This window comes from Desulfosporosinus sp. Sb-LF, assembly GCF_004766055.1.
Taxonomy (GTDB): Bacteria; Bacillota; Desulfitobacteriia; order Desulfitobacteriales; family Desulfitobacteriaceae; genus Desulfosporosinus.
The window spans coordinates 138,641-151,880 of record NZ_SPQR01000002.1 but is presented as its reverse complement, the minus strand read 5'-3'; the positions used below and the strand labels follow the sequence as shown (position 1 = coordinate 151,880).

Annotated in this window: 14 protein-coding genes and 2 pseudogenes; 15 read left to right on the top strand and 1 reads right to left on the bottom strand. The window is 39.1% G+C overall.

Going from position 1 to position 13,240, the window contains the following annotated elements; translation table 11 throughout:
- Nucleotides 1–263: 263 nt before the first annotated feature.
- From E4K68_RS03480 to E4K68_RS03430, 11 genes and pseudogenes are all read left to right on the top strand, one after another.
- Entirely contained in the window at nt 264–509 is a 246-nt protein-coding gene (locus E4K68_RS03480; RefSeq protein WP_135377353.1) for a hypothetical protein, read from the top strand.
- A gap of 352 nt (nt 510–861) precedes the next feature.
- Nucleotides 862–1,440, top strand: coding sequence for a TetR/AcrR family transcriptional regulator (locus tag E4K68_RS03475; RefSeq protein ID WP_135377352.1), 579 nt, complete (start codon nt 862–864; stop codon nt 1,438–1,440).
- A gap of 64 nt (nt 1,441–1,504) precedes the next feature.
- Nucleotides 1,505–2,719, top strand: a complete 1,215-nt coding sequence (locus tag E4K68_RS03470; protein WP_135377351.1) for an NADH:flavin oxidoreductase — start codon at nt 1,505–1,507, stop codon at nt 2,717–2,719.
- A gap of 32 nt (nt 2,720–2,751) precedes the next feature.
- Nucleotides 2,752–3,825 carry an NADH:flavin oxidoreductase gene (locus tag E4K68_RS03465; protein WP_135377350.1) on the top strand — a complete coding sequence of 358 codons (1,074 nt, stop codon included), beginning with the start codon at nt 2,752–2,754 and terminating at the stop codon, nt 3,823–3,825.
- A 106-nt stretch (nt 3,826–3,931) separates the two neighbouring features.
- Nucleotides 3,932–4,486: a DUF2284 domain-containing protein gene (locus E4K68_RS03460; RefSeq protein WP_243450252.1), complete on the top strand. Its 555-nt coding sequence runs from the start codon at nt 3,932–3,934 to the stop codon at nt 4,484–4,486.
- Nucleotides 4,487–4,818: 332 nt separating this feature from the next.
- On the top strand, nt 4,819–4,953 hold the full coding sequence (locus tag E4K68_RS21590) for a hypothetical protein (protein ID WP_348982833.1): 135 nt from the start codon (nt 4,819–4,821) through the stop codon (nt 4,951–4,953).
- Nucleotides 4,954–5,512: 559 nt separating this feature from the next.
- Nucleotides 5,513–5,926 (top strand): HTH domain-containing protein, encoded by a 414-nt coding sequence (locus E4K68_RS03450; protein WP_135377349.1) that lies wholly within the window; start codon nt 5,513–5,515, stop codon nt 5,924–5,926.
- Nucleotides 5,927–6,151: 225 nt separating this feature from the next.
- The gene (locus E4K68_RS03445; RefSeq protein ID WP_135377348.1) at nt 6,152–6,607 is read left to right on the top strand and encodes a staygreen family protein; all 456 of its coding nucleotides are present in this window, start codon (nt 6,152–6,154) and stop codon (nt 6,605–6,607) included.
- A gap of 408 nt (nt 6,608–7,015) precedes the next feature.
- A pseudogene (locus E4K68_RS03440) lies at nt 7,016–7,192 on the top strand (histidine kinase dimerization/phospho-acceptor domain-containing protein); the annotation flags it as partial.
- A 34-nt stretch (nt 7,193–7,226) separates the two neighbouring features.
- Nucleotides 7,227–7,754 (top strand): YfiT family bacillithiol transferase, encoded by a 528-nt coding sequence (locus E4K68_RS03435; RefSeq protein ID WP_243450251.1) that lies wholly within the window; start codon nt 7,227–7,229, stop codon nt 7,752–7,754.
- 115 nt (nt 7,755–7,869) lie between these two features.
- Complete coding sequence (locus E4K68_RS03430; protein WP_243450250.1) at nt 7,870–8,346, top strand: C-GCAxxG-C-C family protein; 477 nt, start codon at nt 7,870–7,872, stop codon at nt 8,344–8,346.
- 1,025 nt (nt 8,347–9,371) lie between these two features.
- Here the strand turns inward: E4K68_RS03430 and E4K68_RS03420 are convergent.
- A complete protein-coding gene (locus tag E4K68_RS03420; RefSeq protein WP_243450263.1) occupies nt 9,372–10,001 on the bottom strand; it encodes an amino acid permease in 630 nt (209 codons plus the stop codon).
- A 48-nt stretch (nt 10,002–10,049) separates the two neighbouring features.
- Here E4K68_RS03420 and E4K68_RS03415 point away from each other — a divergent pair.
- The 4 genes and pseudogenes from E4K68_RS03415 to E4K68_RS03400 form a co-directional block, all read left to right on the top strand.
- Nucleotides 10,050–10,286, top strand: a pseudogene (locus E4K68_RS03415) (sensor histidine kinase); the annotation flags it as partial.
- Between the two features lie 494 nt (nt 10,287–10,780).
- Nucleotides 10,781–11,074, top strand: a complete 294-nt coding sequence (locus E4K68_RS03410) for a hypothetical protein (RefSeq protein ID WP_135377345.1) — start codon at nt 10,781–10,783, stop codon at nt 11,072–11,074.
- A 106-nt stretch (nt 11,075–11,180) separates the two neighbouring features.
- Nucleotides 11,181–11,840: a DUF1847 domain-containing protein gene (locus tag E4K68_RS03405; protein WP_135377344.1), complete on the top strand. Its 660-nt coding sequence runs from the start codon at nt 11,181–11,183 to the stop codon at nt 11,838–11,840.
- A gap of 107 nt (nt 11,841–11,947) precedes the next feature.
- Nucleotides 11,948–12,703: a sulfite exporter TauE/SafE family protein gene (locus tag E4K68_RS03400; protein ID WP_135377343.1), complete on the top strand. Its 756-nt coding sequence runs from the start codon at nt 11,948–11,950 to the stop codon at nt 12,701–12,703.
- Nucleotides 12,704–13,240: the final 537 nt, after the last annotated feature.

Here is a 13,240-nt window from a genome sequence, read left to right as displayed (position 1 = left end):
ACCTTGGTGTATTTTGAGAAAAAATATTTAGTAGTCATAAAGTTTAAGAGGACACTAGTGTTACTCAGAAGGGAGCTCCAACACCACAAGTGAGCGGAGCAACTGCAGTGCGATCAATCTTAGACAAAATAAACCAAGTACATGCTATCTTAGATAACTTAGAAACACAGTTATAAGGAACGACTGGTGGATCACCGTCACCCGCTGAATACCCACAACGGTACGCAAGTTTTGAAGCAAGGTACGAAAAAGCCAAGGGTGGGTTGGATAAAATTGAAGAACAACAGCAAGCACGCCGAATAAAACGGGAGCAACTGGATACCTTCATAACCACGTTGTTGCGGCAGGATTCTTTTCTGATGGAGTTTGACGAAGATCTTTGGATTGCGGTTATAGTGCAGGCTGGAAAAAATCGAAGAACAACGACAAGCCAGCCGGATAAAGCGGGAACAACTGGATACTTTTCTTACCGCATTGTTGCGGCAGGATTCTGTTCTCACAGAGTTTGACGAAGATCTTTGGTCTGTGGTTATAGATAAAGTCACGGTCTTTGCTGATGATGATGTCCAGTTTAGTTTTAGGGATGGTACTGAAATCAAGAGTTAATATCGTATAGATAACCTACGAACCCGCAGGGCTGGCTGAACTTTGCCGACCTTGCGGGTATTTTTTTACACGAAAACCACCTGTTATGCTAGGTAGGCCCTCTTTAACTAATCGGTGGAAAAACTGCCTATGAGTTTATTTAATAATAAAAGATTTCATAGTACTTGATGGATGCTGGTACTATCCAACTATGAAAATAATTCTTGACCGATCGTTCTCAAAATGTTACTATTCCTAATAACAGGAGGGAAAGTAATGGGACGAAGCAAGGAATTTGAGGAAAGTGTAGTTCTCCAGAAAGCCATGGAATTATTTTGGGAACAAGGTTATGAAAAGACATCACTGAGCGACCTGGTAGAGCACATGGGAATCCATCGTAGAAGTTTATATGATACCTTCGGTGATAAGCATACATTATTTCTAAAAGCGATAAATTTATTCGGAGAATTTATAAATTCCAGACTAAAATCGGAAATTTCACGTGCAGAAACTGCAAAACAAGCGATACAGTTTATCTTTGACTTTGTCATCGAAGGAAATGAAGACAGACCATTGGGTTGCCTATTTGTAAACTCAGCAACTGAGCTGGCTCCCCGAGATAAGGATGTAAATGAAAAGACGAAAGAAGCATTTATGCAAGCAGAGCATTTACTTGCAGAGCTTATTCGTAAAGGACAACAAACAGGTGAATTTACATGCGATTATGATGCTGAGCTTGTGGCAGAAACCTTGAACAATACTTTGCTTGGGATTCGGGTACTTGCAAGAACCTCAGCTAGCAAAGACAAGTTACATCGTATAGCAGATTTTTCCTTAGCAATATTAAACAAATGAGATTTTTTTATGCAAATTAGAATGAACGTTCTCAAAAACAAAAATATTTGCAGGAGCGAGTTTAATGAAAACATTATTTGACCAAACAAAAGGAAATAAGGTATTTGAGCCCTTTGAATTGGCAGGTATAACATTTCCTAACCGAATAATTAGATCGGCAACATTTGAAGGAATCGCTGATGAAAAAGGCAAGCCTAGTGATCAGTTACTTAAAAAGTACGAAGCATTAGCGAAAGGCGGGGTTGGTGGAATTATTACTGGCTTTATTGGAGTGGGTCAGCAAGGAAAGGCTTCAAGTAATATGGTTATGCTTAATGAAGCTGGAAATATTGAGGTCTTAAAAAAATTAATGAACAGAATGCACGAACTGGGAACTCCAGTTATTGCCCAACTTAATCATTGTGGAGGTCAGTCAAAAGAAGAAAGTGCCCATATGCCGATTGTTGCACCTTCTAAAATATCGGACTATAAAGCAAGAGAAATGACTAAAGCCGAAATTTTAGAAGTAATAGAAGAGTTTGTTCAAGGAATAAAAAACGCAAAAGAAGCAGGTTTTGATGGTGTACAAATTCATATGTCGCATGGATATTTACTTTCAGAATTCGTATCGCCAAGAATGAACAGGAGAAACGATGAATGGGGCGGTAGTACAGAAAACAGATTTAGGATTGTTAAAATGATTTTTGAAAAGGCCAGGAAGGAAGTCGGGGATTATCCACTAATCGTAAAAGTAAATGGATATGAACCTTTAAAAAATGGCATGACAATTGAAGAGTCTGAAAAAATTGCAAAACTTTTAGAGCAGGTTGGATGTGACGGGATTGAAGTTTCAAATGGATCATTAAAAGCTGGGATGGCGACAATTCGTGGACAGGTGCCATGGAGAATGATAGTAGCACAAAATGAAAAGTTAAATAAAATGCCTGAATTTGTGAAAAAATTTGTTGGTGTCATCTCAAATAAAGCGGTACCACAACCTCAGCCGAAAAACTTATATAACTTAGAAGCAGCCATGGCAATCAAGAAAGCTGTAAATATTCCGGTGATTCTAGTCGGAGGAATAACAAAATTAGAAGAAATAGAAGACATAATTAATAATGATAAGTTTGTTGCAGTTTCTATGTGTAGGCCATTTATCATCGAACCAGATATAGTCAATAAATTTAAAACAAAAAAACAGACACAAACAAAATGTATACAATGTAATTTCTGTATCATCGGTTGTGAAAAGTCACCGCTTAAATGCTACTATGGTAAGGTTCCGGTAAGCAATTCTTAGCATTTACTAGTAGATTTGAAGGAGCGAATTAAATGAAAACATTATTTGACCAAACACAAATATCAGGAATGAAGCTGAAAAACAGATTTATCCGTTCGGCAACCTATGATGGGGCGGCTGATAAAGAAGGGCACGTAACAGAAAAACTACTACATGTTTATGAAACCCTTGCTAAAGGAGGGGTCGGTACCATTATCACCGGACTAACAAATGTGACGGATGTAGAAAAGTTAGTGCCAGGACAAATGGGAATTTATAACGATTCATTTATTGATGAATATCAAAAACTAACTGACCTAGTTCATCAGCATGATACAAATATCATTGTTCAACTCGTTTGCAATGGCGCCCAAAATTCCAGTACTGCCGATGGATTATTATGGGGACCAAGTGCAGTGGCGGATTTGGTATTGGGAACAGTACCAAAGGAAATGACAAAAGACGATATATATATTATGCAAGATGCTTTTGCCAATGGAGCTATTAGGGCTAAAAAAGCGGGCTTTGATGGTATACAGATTCACGTCGCTCATGGATATCTTTTGAGCAGATTTCTAACTCCATATTACAACCGTAGAACAGATGAATATGGTGGTAGCATGGAAAATAGGGTGAGAGCAGTGCTGGAAACTTATCGCCGTATTAGAGCGGTTGTGGGAGTGGAATTCCCTGTGCTGGTTAAAATCAACTGTGATGATTTTATGGAGCAAGGCATGACTTATGAAGAATGCAAGTATGTTTGTAACATGTTAGAAAAAGCAGGAGTGTCTGCTCTTGAAATAAGCGGAGGCCTCGCATCATCCAGGCCTAATGAGGGAACGATTAGGAAAATCACTCCAGAAAGCGAATCATATTTCAAGCAATATGCAGCAGAAATTGCAGAAGAAATTGATATACCGGTTTTATTAGTGGGTGGAAATCGAGACTTTGATAAATTAACAGAGATTATAATTCAAACAAAAATTGAGTATATTTCGTTTTGTAGGCCTTTCATACGAGAACCTGGTCTGATTAATCGCTGGATCAGTGGAGATAAGACACCTGCGACATGTATTTCTTGCACCAAGTGTTTTGGTAAGGAAATAAAATGTATCTTTAATGATTGAATATTAAATAGCACCGGCTTTGCCATTCCCTAACCATTGTAGCCGGCTTATGGTACTGACTGAAACATCTTTGCCTTAGATTTAAATAGGCTCTTGGAGGCGAGAGGTGGATTATACGATGCAAATAGAGGGAATTATGTCCCGAGAAAAAATGGCCCTCAAAATTCATGAATACGCTTTTATCAAGGCTGAGGAAGTTATATTTTCTCAGGAAGTAAGAGGACTGTGCGAAAAGAACTCCTGCGGAATGTATGGTACTTCATGGGCCTGTCCACCGGCAATCGGCAGTATCGAAGACTGTAAAAAGCAATGCCTGGGATATAAGCATGCTCTAATTTTTACAACAGTGACTAGGCTAAAAAAGAAGTATGACATGGCTGGTTGGCGTGAGGCAAGAATCGCACACGAGGCAGTTACTGAAAAAGTTGCGCAGATTTTTCGTAAGGAATTTAGCAATCCGATGATTCTTTCAACAGAAGGTTGTACTATATGTCCGAAATGTACCTATCCGGAGAATCCTTGCCGCTTTCCAAAGCGCATGTTCCCGGCAACAGAGGGCTTTGGCATCCTGGTAATGCAACTGGCCCCCTCTGTAGGCATTCGTTACAACAATGGATCCGACACAGTAACTTATTTTAGTATGATATTTTTTTCTGAGTAGGTCCTAACCGCAAGTATGTGGGCCTAAAGAGGATCTCACTCGTGACACACAAAAATGAATGAGGGGCGAAGCCAGAATATATTCAGAAATTCCCTCCTAAAAATGCACCCCCCTTTTCAATGAGCAGGCGAATCGTTAATTTGTATCAATTTTTGAGTTATTAGACAGTGGAGACGAGGGGACTATTACCCCTCATAAATCATCAATAAAGAAATGCCTAGGCACGTGGAGACTTCTGAATTCTACAACTCAGAAGACGGAGCTTGATAACCGGAAAACTATCACTCCGCAGAAGTAAGTCGAAAAATCGTTCATGAGGGCGGCTTGAATAGTTGACAGAGCAGGTTGGATTAGATCTTGAACAGTTTAGTCGTCATATGAGTACTAGTATTATTCCTGCTGTACAAAAGCCAGTCTTCGGGGCGATGAGCTTTCCAGTAGTACTGAGTATATCCAGATTAGCTTGAGAAAGGATAGCATAGCGATTTTTACTGACTTTATAAATAACTTACCCTTTCACGAAAGGGTAAGTGCTTATCATTTGATTTCATTCCAGAGGCTATAAGTTATTTCCCAGAGAGTATAAGCATTTTAATAAGGATGCTAGCCCCCTAAGAAAGAAGATGAAAATTTGACATGCAGGGTTTTTAATAGTGTCAGTTCGCCTCCGCCAAATATGAACTCAATAATTGATACAATTATGGAACATAAAAAGTCCGCTAATAGCGGGCTTTTCAGCGTTTTAGGGCGGGTTAAGCATCGTTCAGAGCGGTGCTTTTGTGCTTTTTGCATCCTTTTCGTTAAAAGATGCACCCCCTTGGGCAGAAATCTGACCTTTCGTTAAAAAGTATAGGAATCGTTAAAAGGTTTAAGGAATAAAACATAAAATGTACCCTGTAGAATGGACATTCGAAAGGTTCACCTGATTATACTCACAATAAGAAACACCATAAAATGGACACGTTAAGGTTCATCGAAAAACGCAATTATTTCACAAAAGGGAGCTGAACAAGAGGAGCTCGGGATATGGGAGTAAGTACATTAAGTTTTGAGCAAATAGAACTATTAAAGAGCAGTCCTTACGTTGCAAGTGTTACTGTGCGGCAGGTTAGCTTTACTGCAGAATTCAAGCAACGCTTTTATGAGGAATATACGAAAGGAAAATCACCGAAAGAGATTCTGCGTGAAATGGGCATTAACCCGGAAACATTGGGCGAATCGCGTATCGTCAGCATTCGAATGCATGCAGTGCAACAGGGTAAAAGCGGACACGGCTTTACCGACCGTAAGGTGCAGTGGTCACCCAGTGCTATTTATGGCAGGGCAAAAACTACAGAAGAAAAACTTGCCCGGTTGGAGCATGAACTGGCATATACACGACAGGAACTGGAATTTGTAGAAAAATCATATCGGCAGATTGATATGCTACCCCCAGAATGAACAGTTATTTATTTCACTTCCTGTCTGGGGGTAGCATATCAAAGATAGAAATTCTCACACCAGCGCATTTTGTTTCTGAGTTGAAGAGCGAGATGAGGGTCGAGAAAAGAGGTGAGTGATTTCTTTGGAGGCATCATTGTATTAGCGCTTTTGCATGTAACAGGGTACATTTTGCTCAATGTTTTAATAGTATAAGTGGACCTATAAACAAGGAAGTGATTAAATATGAAATTTAATCCAGACAAATTACATGTTGAATTTCGAAATGGAGTTACACCAATAGTACCGATTAAGGGTAGAAAATATACTTTAACTCATTCTGATGTAACTGCTGAATTATTTCTCACAGTAGGATTAACGTTTGCCTACGAAAAAGTTAACGTGACGAGGGATGAGGTATTGGGAGAATGGTTAATTATTAGCAATCAATATACATTAAATGCATTTTGCCATGTAGGTGGTGAAACGGGAAAAGAAAGCGCAAAAATTAGATACATGATATTCAAGAAGGAACTGAGGCTTGCGCTTGAAAGTATTCGATATGGGGACAGAACTTTATTTGAGATCCATCCATACTTGGATGAATCAGAGATTTGGATTAATTTTAGTTCTATATATTCAGCATATAACAGGGTCGAGTGTTGGGGGATTTTTAAAGATTATTCATTGAGAAGAGATTAAGAGTAAATATTTAATGTGTTGGTTGAGAAGATAGAAATTCTCACAACGGCACATTAGATATTTAATTTTGTCGAGAGAGATAAGGGTTAAACAAATATTTTGTGTTTAAAAAGGGATTTTAGAAGTTAAAGCAGAATTTAGGTCTTATAAAGTGAGATCCCATACGCTCCTTCTGGAGTTGCTAGAATTTTGATTCTAAAGACGTATTAGACAGCATAGAAAGAAGCTGTAAATGTGAAACTTGACATTAAACCCTTGGTTTTATCCTAAGTCTAATCTTTGTCACCCGGGTTATCGCTTTTTGTGTCCAATATGGAGTAAATAGGACCTATCGTGCCTCTTGTCGGTACGATCTCTGCCAGGGTCATTCCAATTCGCGATGTACTTCATATTGTCAGCGTGATTCACGATATAACTGATCGAAAACTTTCGGAACAGGAGTTATTAACGGCAAAAGAACAAGCAGAGACCGCCAATAAAGCAAAAAATCAGTTCCTCGCAAATATGAGCCATGAAATACGAACGCCTATGAACGGCATTCTCGGCAACCGCGTGATTTTAACCGCCTTCAAGGAGTTTAGGTAAGAAAATAATCAGTATTTAAAGGAGGTCTTGTTAAATGATTGATAAAATTAGGTACCCAATCGGGCAATTCAACATGTCAGAAGACGTTGGCGTCGAGGAAATTAAAGATTTAATTACTCAAATAGAGAATCTGCCTCATAAACTCGCGAATTCTGTTGGAGATTTGTCAATAGAACAATTAGATTCTTCGTACAGGGAAGGAGGATGGACAATCCGACAGGTTGTCCATCATATAGCTGATACTTATATCAATTTACACATTCGAATTAGACTTGCCATAACAGAGGATAAACCAACAATCAAACTATTTAATCAAGAATTATGGGCTGAACTTCCAGACGCTCAAACCTTACCTGTCGGGATATCTTTGAATTTAATAGAAAGTTTAAACATTAGGTTGGTTACATTAATTAAATCGTTATCTCATAGTGAACTTAATCGTCAATTTCGTCATCCTGAGGCCGGAGATCTAAACCTCAAAAAGGCGATAGGATTATATGCTTGGCATGGCAATCATCACTTAGCTCATATTCTTAACTTTAGAAAGAGCATAGGGTTATAATGATAATAGCACTACTCCTGTGTATACCAGTCCGTCATGATAGGATGCATGTTCTAATATGGCGAACTCGCCATGGTGACTTTCTTCGCAAATGTTAAACACTTTGATATAGTTAGTGAAAATAGATGAATTTGAAAGGGGCTATTTAATGAAATCTGATGTTGCTATTGAATGTTTTTCATCAGGATTTAACTGTGCTCAAGCTGTATTTTCAACTTACTGTGATGCCTTAGGATTAGAAACAGAACTGGCAAAAAGAATTGCTTGCGGTTTCGGGGCTGGTATGGGATATATTGGTGAAACTTGCGGTGCGGTAACTGGTGCCATTATGTTGATCGGTTTGAAATATGGTAAGGTTGATGTAGACGATAATGCGGCAAAAGATATAACATATGAACTCGTTCAAGAGTTTACTAAAAGATTTAAAGCTATTAATAGCTCGGTGAAGTGTAAAGAGTTGCTAGGTTTTGATCTTAGTATTCCCGAAGATCTGGATACTGTAAAGGAAAAGCAACTTTTCAGCATACTTTGTCCCAAGTTCGTTAGGGATTCGTCTGAAATAATAGAAGAATTATTAGAGGTATCCGAATAATGAGGTTTATTTTAATTAGATAAGTATCCTACCGTGGACCGTCACCTGATCATGTCCTTGGCGAATCCCGCTGGAGTGGCTGACTTACAAGATAGGTTCGTTTGTATATGTGAAGGGTTACTAATATTCTTGCGTGAGTCATAAAATATGTGATTCCTGTTCGTATTATGAGAAGATTTAACTTAGGGATAGGGCACGATGGTGTTACTTCATTGTAAGTTTATTTAGGGCTAAATGTTCCCGCAGACTGGGCACATTGAGACGGTAATATTGCTATATCGGTGTTGAGCATTGAAAATGCTGAGTTTGAAGCACATTCTAATATGTTTCCGTACACGAAAAATTGGGGTACCTTCGAGTACGGAAACATATTAGAATATACCCGTATTGCCTATTGCCGTGACCATGGCACGTTGAGACCGTGTCGGTTCTGGAAACAGTTACATAATAAAAACCAGCTATTCATGCGGGGTTGTAGAGCCTTAAATATTTAGAATGTGGCGGGGCCTTTTTTGGTTCGCCCTGCATGGGCATAGTCTAATAGGTGTAAGTTCTTTACACACCCTGATATTGAGAAGAGTACAGCCAAGACCAAGGGTGTCCATCGTGAGTACAAGATGCCAAACCTATATCACAGAAGGTTACAAATGTGTAGTGGATATGGTTTGAAAACCTGAAGAAAGCAGGTATTAACAAGGAGCAAGCATGGATGGGTAAACACAATAAAAGGCTATTGGCGTGTAGCCCATAGCCCTATTTTGACGGAAGCTCTATCCAACGAGCGATTCAAACGAATCGGATACCTTAGTTTCAGTGAATCTTATTCTGCGAATTAGCGTGTGAACTTTGGAAGCGCCGTATACCGGACGGTACGTACGGTACGTACGGTACTGTGGGGGGTGTCGGCTGATCAATTAATGATCAGCATCCTACCCGATAATAAGGTCTGCTCATTCGTCCTCGTATGTAAGCGGCTTTAGGGGAAGGGGCGCATTTTCCGAGACAAGGAGCTGGGTATAAAACGCTCAGGCTGCTTTTGATTTGATAACATGGTTTTGTTGATTTTTCGAGACAAGGCGCTGGGTATAAAACCACAGCGGGATATATAAAAGAAGCACACCCAGTCCCACAAGTGTGGACGACCAGCCGGAGTCCAGGGCGTTCAGATACGTAATTCCAACAAGGTACAGCGGAATATTGATCAGCGCGCAAATCAGAGCGATGATCTTCCATCCGGAAGGAGCCTTGAATTCTCTGGGTAGCGAACGAAACCTTTTGTCGGAGTATACTTTTACATAGGCGAACAGGCTGATGCCGTTGGCGCAAATGTAGCCAATTGCCGAAGCGGCAAGAACGGCCGCAGGGGATTTTAGCATGATGAGCGCCATATTGAAAAGCGCCGTGACCACCATTTCAAACACTGGAGTTCCATGAATATTCGTTTTTCCGAAAATCGCCGGAAGATTCTCCTCCTTCGCCATAGACTCCATCGCTCTGGCGGAGCCGAAAAACGCGGTCTGGATGATCAGAACCATAGAGGCAATCAGCATAAACACGGTAATCGTCGCACCGACGCTTCCGAAAGACTGCTGAGCGAGCAACAGCATGGGCGAGTTTGGTTCATTGATTACGGCATCTGTCCCAAGCGCTCCGATGCAGGCCGCCTGTACGAAAACATAAACGAAAGCGCAAATAATATTATTGATTCAGGCCCTGTGGTAATTCTGGCGATTAAAAACATCTCTGCCTATGAACTGAATATTTCTACTGACGAGCTCATGGAACGTTTTAAAAGAGGGGATGAATCGCGAAGCAGTCAGGGCAGCGGGTTAGGTTTATCTATTGCCAAGAGTCTCGTAGAAATTCAAAAAGGATGCTTTAATATAGAAATAGATGGAGATTTATTCAAGGCTATAATCCAAATGAACAAAGGAGAGTAATTTCGAAAAAGTAACCAGGTCAACAGTTATTTTGACAGGCGGAAATAGTGATTTCATATTTGCGAAAAGGAACAAAATCGAATTGATGCGTACCCCCCCTTGCTTTTAGGAGGTCGCACATTTACGCATAACATTATTTAAGCGCTTTAGTATCACTAGTGAGGAAATAGCACTGTATCAAAGGCTTTAGAGGATTTAAAGTAAAAGTAGTAGTGTGTTTTATGTTCCCTCAGACTTAAATGGCTTGAGGGAATTTTTGTTAAGGGGGAGTCGTATTTTTACGTGGAAACAAACAAATACGCGAAAAGGATAAGGTTTTAGTAAAATTCACCTCAAAGTTATTAGCCCTAAAAAATGAGTAGAAGTAAACAATGAAGTAACATCAACATCATCATCAACGCACGTGGAGTGTATAATAGTGCTATATTTGCCTTAAGTAAAAGCCTTGGTATGAGTGGGTTTGAGAGAGTGATTGTCTTTTATAGTGTCGTGCTGTGCGGGGGAATATACAAATTGAGCCAGAAGGTGGCTCAACTTTTGCGTATTTGATGCCTCTCATGGAGCACATTATTCAAAAAGAATATTTAACTAGACAGAGCCTGCTGATAATGGAGGCTCTTTTATATTCTGTTCCTTATTACATTAAAGTATTATTTCAAAAATGTTGGTTCATTGCTGGATACGATGGGTTTGACGCTTACAATAGTTTGCAATTCTTAAAGCTTGGTTGGGTCAACGGGACTTATGACAGTTGTTTTTATTTTTGTACAAAAGAAGAAGGAAACTAACGAAAATTGAAGAATTATCAAAAGGGTCTAATTTTCTACTGGTGAAAGGAGGGATGACAACAACATCAGTTGATTATTGGACCAATTTAAAAAGGGGTTTTAAAAAATGTGTAAAGAAACTAAGAATCTTAGTTGCGCAGACTGCGGACTTGTAAACTGCTATAGGAGAGAAAAAAGCTTTCCACAATTCTGCCTCACAACGAATACTAATAATGAAATGATCGAAGAAGCGAATAGGCTTTATCAAAACGATGAGTTCGTTTCTAAGTTTTCCCATGCGGCGGCAGAGATTGAGGGGACATACTTTGGTAAGATAACTCGTGTAGAAGAAATTGTTCTCTTTGCTAAAAGAATTGGAGCAAAAAAAATTGGGATCGCAACCTGTGTTGGTTTAATGAGTGAAGCTAAAACCTTTGCAAAAATACTTAATTCAAAAGGACTGGAAAGTTTTTGTGTGGTCTGTAAGGTAAGCTCAATTGACAAAACAGAAATCGGAATAGACGAAAAATTTAAAATCAAAAAGGGCAGTCATGAATCCTTATGTAATCCTGTTTTGCAAGCAAAGTTACTTAATAAAGAAAAGACAGAGCTAAATGTAATCGTCGGGCTATGTGTTGGTCATGACTCTATTTTCATTAAGTACTCAGAGGCACCTGTGACAACGCTTATTACTAAGGATCGTGTACTTGCCCATAATCCTGCTGGAGCATTATATACAAGCGGATTTTACTATACAAGATTGCTTGAGGAAAATGATACTGAATAAAAGAATATACCCCCTTTATTTTAGGGGGTACACTTTTGCTCTGCACTAAAGACAAGAAGTTCGAAATAGATTTTTTATGAAATCTCTAAAGGAGAAAGGAGTACCGGATGGGGATAATTCATGCATTTGATTTATCGGTATGGCAGTGGGTATGTGTAATTATTGCTGCATTCTTGGTTGGATTCTCCAAAACTGGAATAAGCGGATTTTTAATGCCTGTAATACCTATACTAGCTTCCTTATTTGGCGGGAAGGAGTCTACAGGTATTATACTGCCCCTTCTTATCGTAGGGGATGCTTTTGCATTATACTATTATCAGCGCCATGCGGAGTGGAGTAATATTATAAAGCTTTTACCATGGACATACCTGGGGCTAATAATAGGAGTAATAACTGGAAGCAACGTTAATGACAAACAATTTAAGCTGTTCATAGCTATTTCGGTTATCTTATGTCTGATCATCTTAATTTACATGGAAAGAAAAGGAGAAAACTTTAAGGTTCCGAAGAGTGCGTGGTTTTATGTTGTCATGGGAGCTCTAAGTGGTTTTACTTCTATGATTGGTAACGCTGCAGGTTCAATATTCAGCGTTTATTTACTAGCCATGGATTTCAAAAAGAATGGCTTCATGGGTACAACTGCCTGGTTCTTTTTTATTATTAATTTATCTAAAGTACCATTACAGATTTTTTTCTGGCATAATATTTCTTTTAAAACGTTTGGGATTACTATAGGTATGATCCCTGCAATTGCTGCAGGTGCTCTATTAGGGGCAATCGTAATTAAGAAGGTAAACGAAAAACAATTTCGCATTCTAATTATCATCATGACTGCAGCAGCAGCTGTAAGGTTGTTAATATAAGTTATAATAAGATTTGATGGGGCTTTACGTCGTTACCAAGTCTCATTCTTTAGACGTTCTAGTTCTGAAAAATTTCTGCAGAAGGCATGTAAAAAACGTCGCTCTGGAAAGGATGAGCCTCCATTGGCACAGTCGTCTGTAGCAGTAAATGACAAAATGAAATATAGCTCTTTCATCGTGACAGGGCACGTTGGTGTTACTTCATTGTAAGGTTTGGTTAGTGCTTAGAATTTGATAAACAAATATTTAATGCGTTGGTTGAGAAATGGAATTCTCACACCAAGGCATTTTTGTTTCAAATAGTGGGATGAGGCATCCCGATCCGTCTTTTTCATCTTTTGGAAGCAATTAGTTTTGCTCTTATCTTCTCTCGGATCAAGATCATAAGCATGGAGGAGAATAATGAAAAGTGTCGAACTATTTTAGGATGTGTATCATTCGGAAACTTAAAACAATCATATAAACAAGATTGAACCTGATCGCCGGGGTGAAGTCTGGCCGATAGGGAAGGGGGAATTGTCAACTGAAAAACACCAT